Annotated in this window: 18 protein-coding genes; 11 read left to right on the plus strand and 7 right to left on the minus strand. The window is 63.6% G+C overall.

Annotated elements, in window-relative coordinates:
* Window positions 1-40: 40 nt before the first annotated feature.
* Window positions 41-460, minus strand: a complete 420-nt coding sequence (locus tag ACFQ2F_RS09375; protein WP_379089021.1) for a hypothetical protein — start codon at window positions 458-460, stop codon at window positions 41-43.
* 101 nt (window positions 461-561) lie between these two features.
* Between ACFQ2F_RS09375 and ACFQ2F_RS09380 the strand changes: the two genes are divergently transcribed.
* The 3 genes from ACFQ2F_RS09380 (at window position 562) to ACFQ2F_RS09390 (ending at window position 2,981) form a co-directional block, all read left to right on the plus strand.
* A complete protein-coding gene (locus ACFQ2F_RS09380) occupies window positions 562-726 on the plus strand; it encodes a peptide ABC transporter permease (RefSeq protein ID WP_379089024.1) in 165 nt (54 codons plus the stop codon).
* A 185-nt stretch (window positions 727-911) separates the two neighbouring features.
* On the plus strand, window positions 912-2,726 hold the full coding sequence (locus ACFQ2F_RS09385) for a PHA/PHB synthase family protein (protein WP_379089027.1): 1,815 nt from the start codon (window positions 912-914) through the stop codon (window positions 2,724-2,726).
* A gap of 21 nt (window positions 2,727-2,747) precedes the next feature.
* Window positions 2,748-2,981, plus strand: coding sequence for a hypothetical protein (locus ACFQ2F_RS09390; RefSeq protein ID WP_379089030.1), 234 nt, complete (start codon window positions 2,748-2,750; stop codon window positions 2,979-2,981).
* Window positions 2,982-2,988: 7 nt separating this feature from the next.
* Here ACFQ2F_RS09390 and argC read toward each other — a convergent pair whose 3' ends face one another.
* From argC to rplM, 3 genes are all read right to left on the minus strand, one after another.
* Window positions 2,989-4,038: an N-acetyl-gamma-glutamyl-phosphate reductase gene (gene argC / locus ACFQ2F_RS09395; RefSeq protein WP_379089033.1), complete on the minus strand. Its 1,050-nt coding sequence runs from the start codon at window positions 4,036-4,038 to the stop codon at window positions 2,989-2,991.
* Between the two features lie 100 nt (window positions 4,039-4,138).
* The gene (rpsI, locus tag ACFQ2F_RS09400) at window positions 4,139-4,621 is read right to left on the minus strand and encodes a 30S ribosomal protein S9 (protein WP_379089036.1); all 483 of its coding nucleotides are present in this window, start codon (window positions 4,619-4,621) and stop codon (window positions 4,139-4,141) included.
* Window positions 4,622-4,623: 2 nt separating this feature from the next.
* Complete coding sequence (gene rplM, locus ACFQ2F_RS09405) at window positions 4,624-5,088, minus strand: 50S ribosomal protein L13 (RefSeq protein WP_379089039.1); 465 nt, start codon at window positions 5,086-5,088, stop codon at window positions 4,624-4,626.
* Between the two features lie 224 nt (window positions 5,089-5,312).
* Here rplM and ACFQ2F_RS09410 point away from each other — a divergent pair, with 224 nt between their 5' ends.
* From ACFQ2F_RS09410 to ACFQ2F_RS09420, 3 genes are all read left to right on the plus strand, one after another.
* Complete coding sequence (locus ACFQ2F_RS09410; RefSeq protein ID WP_379089042.1) at window positions 5,313-6,155, plus strand: enoyl-CoA hydratase; 843 nt, start codon at window positions 5,313-5,315, stop codon at window positions 6,153-6,155.
* Between the two features lie 9 nt (window positions 6,156-6,164).
* Window positions 6,165-6,695: a CoA-binding protein gene (locus tag ACFQ2F_RS09415; RefSeq protein WP_379089045.1), complete on the plus strand. Its 531-nt coding sequence runs from the start codon at window positions 6,165-6,167 to the stop codon at window positions 6,693-6,695.
* A gap of 114 nt (window positions 6,696-6,809) precedes the next feature.
* Window positions 6,810-8,096, plus strand: a complete 1,287-nt coding sequence (locus ACFQ2F_RS09420; RefSeq protein ID WP_379089048.1) for an O-acetylhomoserine aminocarboxypropyltransferase — start codon at window positions 6,810-6,812, stop codon at window positions 8,094-8,096.
* Here ACFQ2F_RS09420 and ACFQ2F_RS09425 read toward each other — a convergent pair.
* The gene (locus tag ACFQ2F_RS09425) at window positions 8,075-9,190 is read right to left on the minus strand and encodes a COX15/CtaA family protein (protein ID WP_379089051.1); all 1,116 of its coding nucleotides are present in this window, start codon (window positions 9,188-9,190) and stop codon (window positions 8,075-8,077) included. The genes ACFQ2F_RS09420 and ACFQ2F_RS09425 overlap by 22 nt on opposite strands.
* A gap of 120 nt (window positions 9,191-9,310) precedes the next feature.
* On the opposite strand from ACFQ2F_RS09425, the gene ACFQ2F_RS09430 reads away from it, so the two are divergent.
* The gene (locus tag ACFQ2F_RS09430) at window positions 9,311-9,532 is read left to right on the plus strand and encodes a DUF2842 domain-containing protein (RefSeq protein ID WP_379089054.1); all 222 of its coding nucleotides are present in this window, start codon (window positions 9,311-9,313) and stop codon (window positions 9,530-9,532) included.
* Window positions 9,533-9,545: 13 nt separating this feature from the next.
* Here ACFQ2F_RS09430 and ACFQ2F_RS09435 read toward each other — a convergent pair whose 3' ends face one another.
* Window positions 9,546-10,598 (minus strand): polysaccharide deacetylase family protein, encoded by a 1,053-nt coding sequence (locus ACFQ2F_RS09435; protein ID WP_379089057.1) that lies wholly within the window; start codon window positions 10,596-10,598, stop codon window positions 9,546-9,548.
* Between the two features lie 198 nt (window positions 10,599-10,796).
* Here ACFQ2F_RS09435 and ACFQ2F_RS09440 point away from each other — a divergent pair, with 198 nt between their 5' ends.
* On the plus strand, window positions 10,797-12,008 hold the full coding sequence (locus ACFQ2F_RS09440) for a GNAT family N-acetyltransferase (RefSeq protein WP_379089060.1): 1,212 nt from the start codon (window positions 10,797-10,799) through the stop codon (window positions 12,006-12,008).
* A 40-nt stretch (window positions 12,009-12,048) separates the two neighbouring features.
* Here the strand turns inward: ACFQ2F_RS09440 and ACFQ2F_RS09445 are convergent, their stop codons facing one another.
* On the minus strand, window positions 12,049-14,625 hold the full coding sequence (locus ACFQ2F_RS09445) for an exopolysaccharide transport family protein (protein ID WP_379089063.1): 2,577 nt from the start codon (window positions 14,623-14,625) through the stop codon (window positions 12,049-12,051).
* A 236-nt stretch (window positions 14,626-14,861) separates the two neighbouring features.
* Between ACFQ2F_RS09445 and ACFQ2F_RS09450 the strand changes: the two genes are divergently transcribed.
* From ACFQ2F_RS09450 to ACFQ2F_RS09460, 3 genes are all read left to right on the plus strand, one after another.
* Window positions 14,862-15,428, plus strand: coding sequence for a polysaccharide biosynthesis/export family protein (locus ACFQ2F_RS09450; protein WP_379089067.1), 567 nt, complete (start codon window positions 14,862-14,864; stop codon window positions 15,426-15,428).
* 33 nt (window positions 15,429-15,461) lie between these two features.
* Window positions 15,462-16,619, plus strand: a complete 1,158-nt coding sequence (locus ACFQ2F_RS09455; protein WP_379089070.1) for a glycosyltransferase family 4 protein — start codon at window positions 15,462-15,464, stop codon at window positions 16,617-16,619.
* A gap of 184 nt (window positions 16,620-16,803) precedes the next feature.
* The gene (locus ACFQ2F_RS09460; protein WP_379090663.1) at window positions 16,804-18,348 is read left to right on the plus strand and encodes an undecaprenyl-phosphate glucose phosphotransferase; all 1,545 of its coding nucleotides are present in this window, start codon (window positions 16,804-16,806) and stop codon (window positions 18,346-18,348) included.
* The last annotated feature ends 17 nt before the right edge of the window (window positions 18,349-18,365 follow it).

An 18,365-nucleotide genomic window follows, 5' to 3' on the forward strand; every position in this document is an offset into this window, starting at 1 on the left:
CCCGACCCTTCGGACATCATACGCCTAATTCGTCAAAAGGCTAATTTTTGGAGGCTTTTGCCTGATCTTTCTGAAGATCGGCGATAGCGTCTTTCTGCTCTTCCGCCGTCAGGGTGTCGTCATAGCTGCGCATCAGCTCCGAGAAGCGCGGTACGGATACCGAGCTGATGGATTCTGAGCAGCCGGACAGGCCTGCGGCAAGCGCAGCGACGATGGCGAACGGCAATAGGGTTTTCGCACTGCGGCGAATTTCACTGCGGCGAAGTTCCGAGCTTTTCACGGTCTTGTTTCCGACCATTTTTCTGTCAGTTCCCAATAGTCTTTGATTAACACGGCGCATTTCTGGGCGGAAGCCGAGGGTGGCTAAAGCCTGTGCGTTACTGTGTCTTGGCTGAAGAATTCGCTGAGAGCGCGGCTTTCTCGCAACAAATTTTGCTCCTGAGAAGGCAATTTGCTGCAACTGCGAGCAACACGGTCGCACCGAATCGGATCGTGGGAACCTTGTGGCTGCGGCTCCGTTGGACACTGCCTCCGAACATTTCGGAACGAAAGGGGCCAGCCATGATCAACCGCAATCCTCGGCATCCGAAAGATGGGCGCACCATTGCCGGCCGCAAGGCCCGGCAAGGCGAGATCGTGCTGAAAACCACCCCGATGCGCCTCGTTTTTATCGCGGGTTTCATCGGCATCGCCGTGCTCGCCGTCTTCTTCCAGTGGTATCTGTAAAACGCGGCTTTGCGCGCGTTCCCACGCTCCACCCGATTTCATCGGCCTGACGCAGGACCCGGTTAGCGAGTGCCCTGCCCGGCAGTTTCGCGAGTCGATTTTGCCGGTCGGGGTTTCAGGCAGGGGCGGATTGTCCCTATAGTCTGATTCAACGCTACTATTCGGGAGGCAGCGTAGGGTCGGCTATGCAGAAGCGGAACGACGAGTCCGGGGACCAGCAAGAACCGTATGGCGAGTTCGCCCGGTTCGACGAGATTACCCAGAATATCGTCAAGCTCTGCAACGAAGGCGCCCATGTGATGGGCGTGCTGGCACAGCGGAGCAGGCAGGACGAAGGCGCCTACAGCGTCGCGTCGGAGATCAGCGAGGCGACCAAGACCCTCGGCGAGGTCGCCAAGCAGTGGGTCAGCGATCCCGCGCGGCTGGCCGAGGCGCAGCGCGAGCTCTTCCAGTCCTATGGCACGCTGTGGGCGCGGACCGTACGCCGCATGATGGGCGATCCGGTGGAGCCGGTGATCCAGCCCGATCCCGGCGACAACCGGTTTCGCGATCCGGACTGGAGCGAAAACGAACTCTACGATTTCTGGAAGCAGGCCTATCTGTTGACCGCGCGCTGGGCGGAGGCGTTGACGCGCGAGACGGAAGGCATAGACGAGCAGACGCGCCACAAGGCTCTGTTTCATCTGAATCAGATCCTGACCGCGATCTCGCCGTCGAACTTCCCCTTCACCAATCCGGAAGTGGTCCGCACCACGCTGGCGAGCCGGGCGGATAATCTGGTGCAGGGCATGCATCAGCTTGCTGAGGATCTGGAGCGCTCCAAGGACATCCTGCGGATCAGCCAGACGGATCTGGACGCCTTCGAGGTGGGCGAGAATCTCGCCGTCACCCCGGGCAAGGTGATCTACCAGAACGACATCATGCAGCTGATCCAGTACTCGCCCGCGACCGAGCAGGTGTACGAGCGGCCGCTGCTGATCGTGCCGCCCTGGATCAACAAGTTTTACATCCTCGATCTCGTCCCGAAGAAGTCGCTGATCAAATGGGCGGTCGAGCAAGGCTACACGGTCTTCGTGATCTCCTGGGTGAACCCGGACGGAAGGCTCGCCCTCAAAGGCTTCGAAGACTACATGCACGAAGGCGTGCTGGAGGCGCTGGAGGTCGTGGAGCGCCAGCTCAGCCTGCACTACGTCAACGCCATGGGGTATTGCGTGGGCGGCACGCTGCTGTCGGCCACCCTCGCCTATATGGCGGCAAGGGGCGACGACCGGATCTCCTCGGCGACCTTCCTGACAGCCCAGGTGGATTTCACGCAAGCGGGTGACCTGCTGGTCTTCGTCGACGAGGGCCAGCTCGCGGAGCTCAACGCCATGATGGACGCCCAAGGCTATCTGGATGGGTCGCGCATGGCGGCGGTGTTCAACATGCTGCGGCCGCGGGACCTGATCTGGCCCTACGTGGTCAACAACTACCTTTTGGGGAAGAAGCCCCTGCCCTTCGACCTGCTCTACTGGAACTCCGATTCCACGCGCATGCCGGCGGCGAACCATGCTTTCTATCTGCGTGAGTTCTATCAGCACAACAAGCTGGCCAAGGGCGAGATGAGCTTGAGCGGCGTGCCCCTCGATCTGAAGAAGATCCGCATTCCCGTCTACCATCTGGCGGCGGAACAGGATCACATTGCGCCGGCGAAGTCGGTGTTCATCGGCTCCAAGCTATTCGGCGGGCCGGTACGGTTCGTACTGGCGGGCTCCGGCCATATCGCCGGGGTCATCAATCCGCCGGAGAAACACAAATACCAGTTCTGGAGCGCGGAGCCGGCCGACAGCTTCGAGGCATGGCGTAAGGCGGCCAAAGAGACCCAAGGCTCCTGGTGGCCGAACTGGTCGGAGTGGCTCTCAGAACGCTCCGGCGTGAAGGTGCCAGCGCGCGATCCGTCAGCCGGTCCCTACAAGCCGCTTGAGGACGCGCCGGGCTCCTATGTGCGCGTTCGTGTCTAGGCCGGCGCGGTCGCCTCAGAGATGACCCTCGATCCCCTCACCCTGTTCGGGCTGGCGGCCGTCAGCGCCATGCTGCTCACCTACGCGCTGGAGGACCGTAGCGCGTGGTTCGTGCTCGCCTTTGCGGGCGCCTGCCTGCTGGCAAGCGCCTACGGTTTCCTGCAAGGAGCGTGGCCGTTCGGCGTCGTCGAGGCGATCTGGGCGGTCGTGGCGCTGCGCCGCTTTTGGCAGCGCCGGCGGACCGAGGCGTCTTAAGCCGGCTTTATGGGAACAGCGCGAGCTGCTTCAGACCTTCCGCTTCGTCGAAGCCGAACATCAGATTGAAGTTCTGCAGCGCCTGACCGGCGGAGCCCTTCACCAGATTGTCGATGGCCGCCACGACGATGGCGCGCCCTTCCAGCCGGTCGGCGAAGACCGCGATCTGGCAGTAGTTGGAGCCGCGCACGTTCTGGGTCGCAGGAATGCTGCCGTCCTCCAGAAGCTGGATGAAGGGGGCATCGGCGTATGCCTTGCGCAGGGCGTCCCGCAGAGACTCCACCGTGGCGTCGCCTTCAAGCGCGACATAGCAGGTGCAGAGCTCGCCCCGGGCCATGGGCGCAAGATGGGGTGTGAAGTTCACCCGCACGGTCTCGTCCGCCGCCTGGCCGATCTCCTGCTCCAGCTCCGGGATGTGGCGGTGCTTTGCGATGCCGTAGGGCGCGAGGCCTTCGCCCGCTTCGGCAAACAGTGTGTTCTGCTTTAGGGACCGGCCGGCGCCGGTCACGCCCGATTTCGCATCGACGATGATGGCGCCGGCATCGATCTGCTTTTCCTTCACCAGCGGCAGCATGGCGAGCAGGATGGCGGTCGGATAGCAGCCCGGACAGGCCACGATCCGCGCATCCTTGATCCGGTCGCGGTAATGCTCGGTCAGTCCGTAGACCGCCTCATCCAGGAGATCGATCGCGCCGTGCTCGCCGCCATACCATTCGGCGTAGGTCGCAGGATCCCGCAGCCGGAAATCGGCGGACATGTCCACGACCTTCACGGAATCGGGGAGCTTGGCGATCTCCTGATGGGCCGCCGCATGGGGCAGACCGCAGAAGGCGACGTCGATCTCGTCCCAATCCACCTCTTCCGCCGTCACCAGATCCGGCAGGCCCAGAACGCCCAGATGGGGGAACACCTTGGCGAGCGGCTGACCGGCATGGCTCTTGGCGATCAGCGCCTTGATCTCGATCCCAGGATGGAGCGCGGCCAAGCGGATCAAGTCAGCGCCCGTATAGCCGGACGCGCCGAGAACGGCGGCAGCGATCTTGGACTTGGAAGCCATGGTGAAACCTTCGGCCTTGGAAATGCAGGTCAGATAAGCAAACGGCCCGGACAGGGATGAAGCTGCCGGGCCGCCGCCAAACCAAAATTTGGATGAGCGCCTAGCGCTTGGAGAACTGGAAGCTCCGGCGGGCCTTGGCGCGGCCGTACTTCTTGCGCTCCACGGTACGCGCGTCGCGGGTCAGGAAGCCTTCCTTCTTCAGGATGCTGCGCAGCTCCGGCTCGTAGCGGGTCAGTGCCAGCGAGATGCCGTGACGGACGGCGCCCGCCTGTCCGGAGAGACCACCGCCGGAAACCGTGCAGATGATGTCGAACTGGCTTTCGCGGTTGGAGGTGACCAGCGGCTGCTTCAGGATCATCTGCAGCACGGGGCGCGCGAAATACTTTTCGTGCTCCTTGCCGTTGACCTGGATGCGGCCGGCGCCCGGCTTCACCCAGACGCGGGCGACGGATTCCTTCCGCTTGCCCGTCGCGTAGGCGCGGCCTTGCGCGTCGAGCTTCTGCTCATAGACGGGAGCCTCGGGCGTTGCGGTCTCGCCCGTCAGCTCGCCGAGATCCTCGAGCGTCTTCGTCTCTTCTGCCATGATTACGCGTCCCTCTTGTTCTTCGCGCTCAAGGCGGCGACATCGAGCGTCTCGGGCGTCTGAGCCTCATGAGGATGCTCGGCGCCGGCATAGACGCGCAGATTCTTCAGTTGCTGACGGCCGAGCGGGCCTCTCGGCAGCATGCGCTCGACGGCCTTGTGCAGCACGCGCTCCGGATGCTGGCCTTCCAGGATCCGCTCCGCGGTGCGGCTCTTGATGCCGCCCGGGTGATTGGTGTGCCAGTAGTAGGTCTTGTCGGAGTATTTGTTGCCGGTGAAGACCACCTTGTCGGCATTCACGACGACAATGTTGTCGCCGCAATCCATATGGGGCGTGAAGCTCGGCTTATGCTTGCCGCGCAGCCTCGTAGCGATAAGAGCGGCGAGACGGCCGACGACCAGACCTTCGGCGTCGATCAACACCCAGGACTTCTCGATCTCGCTCGCTTTGGCAGAATAGGTTTTCATGATCCACTCGTTGCAAAAGTTCGGCGCTTCTAATCAAACTTAGAGTCTCCGGTCAACCGGAAAATCAGGAACTGGTTCGGAAAAAAGGTAATTAGATCGGTCTTTTAGCAGCGCGGTATAATAATACCACATGTACAGGCCGGCTCGCGAAACCGGCAATTGTCGTGTAGCGTCAAGCGCTTCGGCGATGGGTCGGGTAGTGCTTCTTCTGGGAGATGAGGGCAATGGATCAGATGGACACGGTGCCGGAAAGTGCAAAGCCGGCCGAGGGCGAGCCTCCGTTTGTGCTGCGGGAGGTCCGGGGCGCGGTTGGCGTGCTGACCATGAACCGCCCTGCCCAGCGCAATGCGTTGTCCCTCGGGATGATCGCCGCCCTCACCAAGGAAATCCGCGCGCTCGGCCAAGAGCCTGACGTCAAAGTCATCGTTCTGACGGGTGACGGGCCGGCCTTCTCCTCCGGTCACGACTTGAAGGAGCTGACCAAGCACCGGGCGGACGAGGATAACGGACGAAGCTTCTTCGTGAATGTCATGACCGCCTGCTCCCGGCTGATGCTCTCCGTGGTCCGCTCGCCGAAGCCTGTGATCGCCGCGGTGAACGGCATCGCCACGGCGGCGGGCTGCCAGCTCGTGGCGAGCTGCGATCTGGCGGTGGCTTCGGACGACTCCCGCTTCGCGACGCCCGGCGTGAATATTGGCCTGTTCTGCTCCACGCCCATGGTGACGCTCAGCCGCAACGTGCCGCGCAAGGCCGCCATGGAAATGCTGCTGACCGGCGAGATGGTGCCGGCGGAAGACGCCAAGGCCATGGGGCTGATCAACCGGGCCGTGCCTGCCGATCGTCTCATGGAAGAGACCATGGCATTTGCGGAGACCATCGCGTCGAAGCCGACGGCCACGGTCAAGATCGGCAAGGAAGCGTTCTACCGCCAGGCGGAGCTTACCCTCGACGAGGCTTATGGGTACGCGGCGACCGTCATGGTCGACAACATGCTCCACGCCGAGGCCCAGGAGGGGATCGGCGCGTTCTTAGAGAAGCGCAAGCCGAACTGGCCGGACGGGAAGTAGCGCGCACAGATGAGCGGCGGCCATCACGACAGCTACTCGAATCGCGAGATCCGGGAGATCCTCGACAGCGTGCGCACCATCGCGGTGGTGGGGGCGAGCCCCAAATCGTCCCGGCCGAGCTACTTCGTGACCAAATATCTGATGGCTAAGGGCTATGACGTGATCCCGGTCAATCCGGGTCATGCGGGCAAGGAGATTGCCGGGGCGAAGGTGTACGGATCCTTGTCCGAGATCGACCGGCCCGTCGACATGGTCGATGTGTTCCGCAATTCCGAGGATGCCTTCGGGGTCACGAAGGACGCCATCGAGATCGGAGCGAAGGTGGTCTGGATGCAGCTTGGCGTGCGGAACGACGAGGCTGCCAAGCTTGCCGAAGAGGCCGGGCTTACGGTCGTCATGAACCGCTGCCCCAAGATCGAATACGGCCGGCTTTCCGGCGAGATCGGCTGGACGGGGGTGAACTCCAAGGTGCTATCCAGTCGCCGCCCCGGCATGTCCGGCCGCGGCTTCCAGAACCGCTCGCTAAAGTCCGACTCCTAGCGCGAGAATCCCTCGGTCTCATCGCTCGTCGGGAAAGCCTTCCCTGCCCGGCTCTGCTATCATCTGCCCCATAGAAAAGCCGATAAGGCAATGTCGATCTGGGAGGAAAAGACGATGAGCGAAGAGCGGCAACCGGGTTTCGATACTCTGGCGATTCATGCGGGCGCACGGCCCGATCCCGCGACAGGCGCGCGGGTCACGCCGATCTATCAGACGACGTCCTATGTGTTCGACGACACGGAGCACGCGGCGGCGCTGTTCAATCTGGAGACCTTCGGCAACATCTATAGCCGCATCATGAACCCGACGGCCGCCGTGCTCGAAGAGCGGCTGGCGGCGTTGGAAGGCGGCACGGCGGCGTTGGCGACCGCTTCGGGCCACGGGGCCCAAAATCTGGTCTTCCATACGCTGATGGAGCCCGGCGCGGAGTTCATCGCCGCACGCCAGCTCTATGGCGGGTCGATCAACCAGTTCGCTTATTCCTTCGCGAAGTGCGGCTGGACGGTGAAATGGGCCGACACGGAGGATCCGGAGTCCTTCCGGGCGCAGGTCACCGACAAGACCCGGGCGATCTTCATCGAATCCATCGCCAATCCGGGCGGCGTGGTCAGCGATATCGAGGCGATCTCGAAGGTCGCCAAGGAAGCCGGCGTTCCGCTGATCGTCGACAATACGCTCGCTACCCCTTATCTCGTGCGGCCCGCGGAGCATGGCGCGGACATCATCGTCCATTCCCTGACCAAGTTCCTCGGCGGTCACGGCAATTCCGTGGGCGGCGCGCTGATCGATTGCGGGACCTTCGATTGGATGGCGTCTGGCCGCTACCCGACGCTGTCGGAGCCGTCCGAGAGCTATCACGGCATCACCATGGCCGAGACCTTCGGCAATTTCGCCTTCGCCATCGCCGCCAGGGTGCTGGCTCTGCGCGATCTCGGCCCGGCGATCGCGCCGATGAACGCCTTCCTGTTCATCACCGGCATCGAGACCCTGCCCTTGCGGATGCAGCGCCACTGCGAGAACGCACTTGCCGTCGCGCAGTGGCTTGAAGCCCACGATAAGGTTGCCTGGGTGAACTATGCGGGGCTGCCCAGCAGCCGCTTCCATGACCTGGCGCAGAAATACTGCCCGAAAGGCGCCGGCGCGGTCTTCACCTTCGGTCTCGAAGGCGGGTATGAGGCCGGCGTGAAACTGGTGGAGTCGGTCGAGCTATTCAGCCATCTGGCCAATATCGGCGATACGCGGAGCCTCATCATCCATCCCGCGTCGACGACCCACCGTCAGCTCTCAGACGAGCAGCGGGCGGCAGCCGGGGCCCGCGAAGACGTCGTGCGCCTGTCGGTCGGGCTGGAAGACAAGGACGACATCATCGCCGATCTGGATCAGGCGCTGGCGAGCCTCTGATCGCGCGCAGGTGCTGCCACGGGCACGCCTTTGACGGTGAGCCAGAAATGGAAAACTGCGAAGCCGAAGACCAGGACGGCGCCGGCCTGATGGGCGATGCCTAAGGGCAGCGGCACGGAGAGCAGCAGCGTCCAGACGCCGATGACCGCCTGCATCATGGTGGCGACGGCGAGCACCAGGGCGCTGCCGATCACCTCCGGCGGGCGTTTGGTGAGCCACAGCCAGACCGCCTGTAGAGTCGCCGCGGTGATCAGAGCATAAGCCATTATGCGGTGATCGAACTGCACGGTCATGGGATTCTCGAACATGTTCAGAATCCACGGGCTCTGATCGAACAGGCCTTCCGGCACGAACTGGCCAGCCATGAGCGGGAAGGTGTTGAAGCTGAAACCGGCGTCGATGCCGGCCACCAGGGCGCCCAGCAGAAGCTGCAGAAAGACGAGGCCGAGCAGAATGCCGCCGACCCAGGCCGGTGCGCTTGAGACCAGTGGCGCGCGACGCTTGCTGCTCAAGGAAAGGATCAGCCAGAGCGTGTAGCCGAAGATCAGCACGGCGATGCCGAAATGGGCGGCGAGCCGGTATTGGCTGACATCGACCCGGTCGACCAGCCCGCTTTTCACCATGTACCAGCCGACGGCGCCTTGCAGCCCGCCCAGGGCGAACAGACCGATGAGCCGGGGCATGAGCGGACGGGGAATGTAGCCGGCCGCCCAGAAGGCGAGGAACGGCAGGAAGAAGACGAAGCCGATCATGCGGCCTAAGAACCGGTGCGCCCACTCCCACCAATAGATGCGCTTAAAGCCCGCCAGATCCATGTCCGGATTGACATGGGTGTATTCCGGGATCTGCTTGTAGGCCTCGAAGGCCTGGTCCCAATCGGCCTCGGAGAGCGGCGGAACGATGCCGACGATGGGCTGCCATTCGGTGATGGAAAGGCCGGAATCGGTGAGCCTTGTCGCGCCGCCCACCAGGATCATGGCGACGATCATGACGGCCACGGCCGACAGCCAGATGCGCAGCGCCGTGCGGTGGCGCGCGGGCGCGTCTGTGACCAGCGGGGTTTCCGCCATTGCCGGTGTGGCCACGGTGCTCATGAATATCCTTTAGCGAGAGCGCATGGGGAACTCAATCGCTGCGCTCACGCGATAGTGCCGCACCGGCCGTGAGTAGCGCAGCGCTTTCGCTGAAAGCCCATTCGGGGGTATAGGACGGCCATGACCCGCCCTGCCCGCAAATTCTTCGGCATCATCGCTCTGGTGAGCTTTGTCATGGTCTATGTGGTGGTCGCCGCAGCCATCGGGTCCGGGCGCATTCTCGAAGCACCGACGCTGATCAAGTTCGGCTATTTCCTGGTGGCGGGCGTCTTGTGGGTGCTGCCGGCGGGCCTGCTGCTCCGGTGGATGCAGAAGCCCGATCCCAACGCGCCGCAGGATTAGTCTCGCAGCACAGCTAGGCCGCGTTCACCTCGCGGAAGCGGTTGTAGAGGGCGAACGGCGCGCCGGAGAGATAGAGCCCCGTATAGGTCAGGGACTGGTAGTCGCCGTTGAGCGAGACCCGCGGCAGGGCCGTCAGGTGGTTTTTGTGGGCCGGGAACACCATCCCCTTGCGCGTCGTGACGGCGGTCTTGAAGCCGAGCTCCTTGGCGATGTGAAACTCGCGCGGGCCTGCGCTGGTCTCGTCGCCGTAAGGGTATGCGAAATGCTCCGGCCATTGGCCCAGCTTTTCCGCTAGGCAGTCCGCGCCGCCTTTCATCTCCTCCCGCGCCCGGTCCGCCGGAAGCTTGGACAGGGCGTAGTGCCCTTTGGTGTGGGCGCCGATGGTGATCAGCGGGTCGTCCGCGAGTGTGCGGATCTCGTCCCAATCCATGATTAGGTCGCGGCACATCTCTTCCATGTCGACGCCGTAGCGCTCCGACAGCGCACGGACGACCTGGCGTTGGGTCACCTGATCGATGGCGCGTAGCCAGCCATAGATCTGTTCGAAAGCCTTCCACTTCTCGGCCTCGGTCGCCGTCGGCAAGCGCCACAGGCTGCCGTCCCGGCAGAGCTCGATCTCGTCGGCCCGGGCGATCACCTCCTGCAGAGCGAGCCACCAGAGCTCGCCGCGCCGCTCGGGATAATCGGTCGGGATGTAGATGGTTGCCGGCAGGTTGCGGCGCTTCAGAATTGGATAGGCGTATTCGAAATTGTCGCGATAGCCGTCGTCGAAGGTGAGGCAGGCGAAGCGTCGGTCGTCGCCGGTCTTGAGCCGCGTGACGGCTTCATCGAGGCTGACGATGTCGAGACCGGCCTGCTCCGTCTGATCGAGGACCGCTTCGAAGAACTCCGGCGTGATCTCCAGGATACGGTTCGGATTGAAGTCCTTGTCCTGTGCCGGCCGCACCTGATGCAGCATGAAGATCAGGCCGCTCCCTTCGGTGAAGGGGGAGAGAATGCGGGTCGCGCCGGAGTGATAGAGCCCCGACATGGCCGCCTTGAACATCGCCCTCTTAACCTTCGCCACCGAAATTCTCCCTCGCCTATCAACCATTAACGCCACCCGTGCAAAGGTCGAGCCGCGGTTTGGGGAATTCTGGCACAATCTATCTTTCGAAAGGTTTTCCGGGCTCGAAACTTGCTTAATGAGCGATCGGGTGGCTCAGGGGTCGGAAAGGTGTGTCAGTCTATGACGTCGACAGCGCTTCAGCGTACCGAAATAGGAATGAATATGCCGCAATACGGCACGGCGCAGCCATCTGAGATCGAGACGTCCATGGGGCCGGTCACTTTGGACGTCCGCCCCGACGTGGAGTCCCTGAAGGATATCTGGCTCGGCCTGGAAGAGGTCGCCCCCTACACGCCGAGCCAAACTTACGGTTATGCGCAAGCCTGGGTGCGCAATGTCCTGGCGCCCGACGGCCGCGAGCCGGTCATCGCCGTGGGCTCCGTCCATGGGCGCCCGGTATTCCTGTGGGCCTTCCAGACCGAACAGGCGCTCGGCCAGCCGGTACTCACCTGGATGGGGCAAGGCCACGCAAACTACAATATGGGGCTGAACAGCCCCGAAGCGGCGGAGAGGCTTCAGGCGGACGATCTGAAGCGCCTGCTTCAGCACATCGCCGAGCGGGCCGATGTCAGCGCGGCGTTGCTCGATGCCCAGCCCTTCGATTGGAACGGCGCGCCGAATCCTTTCGCGCGACTGCCCCAGCAGCCTCATCCCAGCGGCGGCTATGCGGTGGCACTCGGGGATTTCGAGAAGATCTATCTTGCGCGGTTCGGCAAGCAGTCGCGCCGCAAATACTCGCGCCGGGAGCGCAAGCTGGAGGAGGAAGGCGGCGCGGTCGTCTTCGGTTGGGGCGACACGGACGAGGAACAGCGGGAGCTGCTCGAGACCTTCTTCGAACAGCGGGAGCTGCAATTCGCCAAGATGGGCGTGGACGATCCCTTCACGCCGCCGATCCGGGAGTTCTGCCGGGATCTCGTGACCCTGCCCAAGGGCGACCCGGCCCGGTTGTGCATGGGCTATCTGAAGGTCGGGGATGTCGTGACCGCGACCTTCAGCGGTTCGATCTGCCGGGACACGCTCGCCGTCAGCATGTCGTCGCTCGCCGAGAGCGACATGATGCGTTACTCGCCGGGCCTCGTCTTGCTGCGCCGGGAGATCAAGTGGGCCTGCGACGAAGGCCTGTCCTATTACGATATCGGTGTCGGCGGGGCCCGCCATAAAGAGCGCTGGTCCGATGTCTTCCGACCGCTCTTCGATTCCTACATTGCGTTCAAGCCCCAAGGTCTCCTGGTAACCATGCCCCTGTCGGGCTGGTCCCGGGCCAAGCGGTCGATCAAGAACAACGACGTTCTGTGGCCCCTGGTGCAAAAGGCGCGGCGCCGGCTGTTCGGCAATCAGGGCGACAGCGGATCCGGCGACGACGATTAGGCCGCGCTAGCCTTCGTGTGGAGCGATCGATTGTGCGGAGCTAGCTTGCGGCGAGCCGCTGGCGGAGGCTATTGGCTTCGTCCTGCTCGGCGCTGACGGCGCGCTCGTAGAGCATGAATCGGCAGCCGAGCTCCTTCAGATCCGCCAGCCGGTTCTCTTCCTCACTGATCGTCTTCGGCGCGAACAGGGCCACGGCCGTGGTGAGCTCGCCATGGAGGGCCGATGCGAAATGCTCCGCCCGGTCGAAGTCGCTGTGGATCACAACGCAATCGTAGGTCTGGCGCAGCGCATCGAGGATGCGCACGAAGCTCTTCACCTCGCCGGGCGGGACCGGGAGGCTGGGGCTGCCCGCCGGGATCACCTGGAGCGGCGATTCGCTGTCCACCCGAAGCACGTCTTCGAAGGCGGCGACATTGGCCAGCAGCTCGTTGAAGCCGGGTGAGCGTTCCAGGCCCAGAAAGTCCGAAACGGTGGTGGAGCCTTGTGCCATGTCGAGCAGCAGCACGGTCTTGCCGCCGGCAGCCAGCGGACGGGCGAGCTGGATCGCCTCGGGCAAGGCGTTGGAGGCCGAGACAGGGGTGACGAGAGCGACAGGCGAGTCTCGGGTGTCGAGTTGCTCGGCGAAGCGGTCGCGCAGCACGTCGATATTGCGGATCACATCCCCCTTGCGTCTTGAGGCTTCCGCCTTGGGTCGCTCGTTAGCGGCGGCAGGGTGTCCGGACCGCTGGCGGAGATAGCGCTCCAAGGGGCTCATGCGGGCCGTCTCCGGGTCGTCCGGCTTTGCCGCGCCATTGCTCATGGCGATCGGAATGCTGGGGGTGGTGCTGGACGGGATCGGCATCCGTTCGCCGGAGTCCACATCCTCCGTGCGGGCCAGCTCGCGGCTCTTCTCGGCGGGCCCGTTTCCGTTGCTATTGGTTTTGACGTTGTCTTGGATGCTCTCCCGAGCCTCCGCAGCCTCCGGACGACGGAAGCGGGCCAGAACCTCCTGGACCGACCGGATCTGTTGCTCCGTGTCGTTCTCGCGGGATGCCTCGTCGTCCGAGTCGCCGGCGTCTTTGACCTCCGACTCTTCGGCCTTGGCGTCGTCGCTCTTGGGCTCGTCAGGCTCCGGCGTTTTCGCGGGCTCTGTCGGTACGACCGCCTTCGACTCCTCCTCGCGATTGAAGACAGGTTCGGGCGCCGGATAGGTTTCGTCCCGGGGCACGAGTTGACGATGGCGCGAGGTGGAGACGGCGGTGGCGCGGATCAGCTCCCGCGCCATGACATAGGCGAGCACCACCAGGGCGACCGCCACCATCACCAGAAGCGTGATGGGAAGCTTCTTGGGGAAGGACGGGGTTGCGGCCGGATAGGCCTGAGAGACGATGGTCGCGTTGGCCGGCACGGCGCCCACATCGCCGCGGGCGCTCGCATCGCGATAGCGGGCCAGATAGGATTCCAGGAGATCGCGGTTCGACTTCGCCTCGCGCTCCAGGGCGCGCAGCTTGATCTCCGCAGCACCCTCGCCTGAGGCTTGGCTCTTGGCGGCCTTCAGGCTACCCGTCAGGGACTGAACACGCGCATCGGCGACCTGGGCTTCGTTTTCCAGGCTCCGGGCGATCTTGCGGCCCTCTTCGCGGATCTGAGCGCGGACATCCGCCAGCTCGGAGTTGAGCTGCTGAATACGCGGGTGAGACGGAAGCAAGGTGGCGGAGAGCTCGGCGAGCTGACGCTGCACCTGAACCCGCTGCTCGATCAGGGCGCTGATGAGGCCGGATTTCAGCACTTCCGACGTCGCTTCGATCTCGCCATTCTCGGTCAGCATCTGACGAATCATGCGGGCGCGCGCCTCGGCCTCGGATTTCTGGGCTTTGGCGAGGATCAGCTTGCTATTCAGCTCCGAAAGCTGCTGTGCGGTCAGGTCGACGTCGCCGGAGCCAGCATAGATCCCCTCCTCCGCGCGGAAGTTCTCGACCGCCGATTCGGAATCGGAGACCCGGTCGCGCAAGGCCTCGATCTGGTTGCGCAGCCAGGCCGTTGCATCGCGGGTCTGGGTCAGCTTCGCTTCGCGCTGCCACTCGATATAGACCCGGGCCAGGCTGTTGGCGGCCTTGGCGGCGAGTTCGGGATCGCCCGACGTATAGGCCACGGCAATCACGGAAGACTTACCGAGCTGATAGACGGAGAGATGTTCGGCGAAGACGCCGGCCGTCTGATCGTTCTGGGATTTCTCAGGCGCTATCCCGATCAGCCCGAGCAGACGGTTCATGAGGCTGACACCCGCATCTTCCTTGAAGGAGGGATCGTTGGCGAGGTCGAGCTCATCGACGACCTTCAAGATGAGATCGCGGGAGGTAAGCACCTGCACCTGACTCTGAATCGCCTGCTCGTCGAGGGTGGACGAGGCCGGGGCGGACTGATCGCCCGTCGGACGCCGATAGGTCGATTCTTCGTTCTCGATAAGGATGCGCGCCTCGGACGTATAGACCGGGCGCATCATGGAGAGCGCGAAGAAGGTAATGACGCCTGCGAGCAGCGACAGACAGATGACCCACCACTTGGCGCGCCAGACGGCGCGGCCCAGTGTTACGAGGTCGATATCGTCGCTGCGCGAGAGGCTTGGCTCGGAGTGCATGGACTCACTTAAATCCCTGTTCGGTTGCAGCGTCATTACTGACTCGCCGCGGTAACCAAATGCTTAAGCGCTGCCCTGGTTCAGGACGGCTGGTGAGCATTCATTAACTATACATGCCTTAGACAAAAGGCATGAACAGGACGCGCGAAATTGGATTCGTTTTTGTCAGGCTCATGCTGCTGGCGATCGTGCTCGGCGTAGGGCTCGGGGGGTGTAATTTGCGCGGTTTTCCGCGGATGAACCTCCCTGCCCCGGTGTTTAACACGCCTTCGCCGCTTCCGCCTCCCGGACAGCATGTCAGAGCGCCTGCCGGAGCGATTCCCGGTCAGCCCGTGGCGCTGCACGGGACCTACCGGCTGGATAGCGGCGACGAGCTTCGCATCGTGGTCTTCGGCCAGCAGAATCTCTCGCGTGTCTACGCGGTCGACGGCAGCGGCTATATTTCCATGCCGCTCCTGGGCTCGGTCCGGGCTCGGGGGCTCACGACGCGCCAGCTCGCCTCGGTCATCACCCGGGATCTGGGCGCCGAATACGTGAAGAATCCGAAGGTTAGCGTCGAGGTGCAGACCTATCGCCCCTTCTACATCCTCGGCGAGGTGAGGCGGGCCGGCAAATATCCCTACGTGAGCGGCATGACGATCGAGGAAGCCGTTGCGACCGCGGAAGGCTATACGGAGCGCGCCAACGAGCGGAAGGTCCGGTTGACCCGGCGGTTCGATGGGGTCATGAGCACGGTCGTTGTGCCCAGTGACTATCCCGTGCAGCCAGGCGACACGATCTATGTGCTCGAACGTTTCTTCTAGCCGGTTCGATTCCCCAAAACAGCGGGCGGCGTCATGAGCCGCCCCTTGCGGGTCATCCATTGCCTACGGGCGCCTGTCGGCGGTCTGTTTCGTCATGTGCGTGATCTGGTTCGCGCCCAGGCCGAGATGGGGCTCGAAGTCGGCGTGATCTGCGATTCGCAAGGCGGCGGCCAGGCGGCTGAGGAAGCGCTTGCCGGTCTCGACGATCATTGTGCCTTGGGCGTGCGGCGAAGCCCCATGCCTCGCCAGCCCGGATTCGGTGATTGGCTGGCCATCGGTCAGGTGAAGCGGTTCGCCCAAGAGGCGGAGCCGGACATCCTGCATGGCCACGGCGCCAAGGGCGGCGCCTATGCGCGGCTGGCGGCGCGCTCCCTCAAGCGAAAAGGTGCGCGGGTCTACGCCTTCTACACGCCCCATGGGGGAAGCCTGCATTTCGATTCCGGTAGCCTCGCCGGCAAGATCTACATTGCGGCGGAACGGCGCCTCGCGCCTCTAACGGATGGGCTGCTGTTTGAAAGCGGCTACGCCAAGCGGGTCTACGAGGCGCGGATCGGACCGGTTCCCTGCCCCAGCCGCATCGTTCCCAACGGTCTCTACTTGCGGGAGTTCTACGAGCCCGCCATCGACGAGAACGCTGCCGATTTCCTCTTCATCGGCGAGCTGCGCGATCTGAAGGGCGTCGACGTGTTCATCGAGGCGCTTGCGCGGGTGAAGGCCATGGCGGGGATGCACCATGTGCGCGCCGTCATCGTAGGGGCGGGTCCCCACGAGGCGCGTTTCAAGACACTGGCGAAGCGGCGCAAGCTTCTCGGCCAGGTCACCTTCCCCGGCCCAATGCCGGCGCGCGTGGCGTTCGCCCGCGGCCGCTGCGTCGTGGTGCCGTCGCGGGCCGAATCCTTCCCCTATATCGTGCTGGAGACAATGGCGGCGGGCATGCCGCTCATCGCCACCGATGTCGGCGGCATTCCGGAGATGACAGCCGGCGTGCCCACGCCGCTCATTCCCCCCGGCGACGTCCAGGCGCTCGCCGATCAGATGCGTCTCTTCCTGATCGATTCCGGTCCCTTTTTGGAACGGTCTGCCGCATTGCAGGCCAATGCTGAGCAGCGCTTCACGGTGCTTGGCATGGCTGAAGACATCGTCGCCTTCTATTTCGACGTGCTGGAAGGCGATTCTGCACCTTCCCAGTAAGGTCTCACTAACCACGTTGCCATCGCGCCCTTCCGCAAGGCGCCAGCTTCACCGATCTCAAACGCCGCGCATGCCATAAGCACCTGTTTGGGGGGCAAAACTGGCATGTCTTGTGCCAGGATAGGTCCGGATCTCTCCGGCCACGGCCTGGTATGAGTAGTGTGAGCGTAAGCGAATGGGTGTGATGGAACCGGAACGCCGGCTGGATGACAAGAAGGGGCGCCGGCCCCGGAGTCTGCATGCGGGACCGCCCAAGGGGATGCCCGAGCGGCGGAAGCACCCGCGTCCGCCTCTGGCCGAGATTCGCCGTGCCGCGTCGTTGTCGCTTTTGCCCAACGCCGTGCTGGTGGGCGCCACCCGCGTCGTCGAGTTTCTGATCATCGCCGGGCTGGGCTTTGCCATTTATCTGCTGCATGTGGCGCAGGAGCCCGGGCAGCACATCGTTTATCTCGGGGCGGTGGTGACGGGCGCGCTGGTCTTCTGCGGGCTCGCGCAAGGCTTCGGGCTCTATTCGATTAAGTCCTTCCGGGAGTTCACCTCCAGCTATTCCCGCATCGTGCTTGCCTGGACGCTCGTGCTGGCGGCCTTCATGGCGGTGGCGTTCTTCGCCAAGGTCGGCGCGGAGTTCTCCCGCGTCTGGCTCGGCAGCTGGTACGTGTCGGTCCTCTCCCTGCTCCTGGCGGAGCGCCTGTCGCTTTTGATCCTCATGCGGCGCTGGCTGCGCGAGGGCCGGCTCTACCGCCGTGCGGTCATCATCGGCGGCGGCGAGCAGGCAGAGGAGCTGATCCGATCCCTGGAGGCCTCGCCCAACACGGATATCAGGATCGCCGGCATCTTCGACGACCGCGGCGACGACCGTGTCTTACCTTTGGTGGCGGGCTATCCGAAGCTCGGCAAGATCAAAGACCTGGTGGATTTCGCGCGGAAGTCCCGGGTGGACCTTCTGATCATCTCTTTGCCGATGGCGGCGGAGAAGCGGGTTTTGCAGATTCTCAAGACGCTCTGGGTGCTGCCGGTCGATATCCGGCTTTCGGCCCAGAACAACGCGCTGCGGTTCCGGCCTCACACCTATTCCTACATCGGCAATGTCCCGTTCATCGACATTGCCGACAAGCCGATCGCCGATTGGGACTTCGTCCAGAAGCGGGTGTTCGATGCGGTGCTTGCGGGCGCCGGGCTTCTGGTTCTGTCGCCGCTGATGCTGCTGATCGCGCTCGCCATCAAGCTCACCAGCAAAGGCCCCGTCTTCTTCAAGCAGACCCGCCAAGGCTTCAACAACGAGCTGATCGACGTCTACAAATTCCGCTCCATGTACACGGACATGACGGATGCTGAAGCCGACAGGCTGGTGACCAAGGGCGATCCCCGGGTCACGCCCATCGGCCGGCTGCTCCGCAAGACGAGCCTCGACGAGCTGCCTCAGCTCTTCAACGTGCTCAAAGGCGATCTGTCCCTGGTGGGCCCGCGGCCCCATGCATTGAAGGCGAAAGCGAAGGACCGGCTCTATGCCGATGTGGTGGATGGGTATTTCGCGCGCCATCGCGTGAAGCCCGGGGTGACGGGGTGGGCCCAGATCCACGGCTGGCGCGGCGAGACGGATACGGAGGAGAAGATCCGCCGGCGGGTGGAGCACGACCTCTACTACATCGAGAACTGGTCCGTGGTGCTGGACCTCTACATTCTTCTCATGACCCCGATTGCCCTGCTCAAGATGGACAACGCCTACTGATCGGCCGGGATAAGGTA

Source organism: Methyloligella solikamskensis (genome assembly GCF_042676065.1).
In the GTDB taxonomy this organism is placed as follows: domain Bacteria; phylum Pseudomonadota; class Alphaproteobacteria; order Rhizobiales; family Methyloligellaceae; genus Methyloligella; species Methyloligella solikamskensis.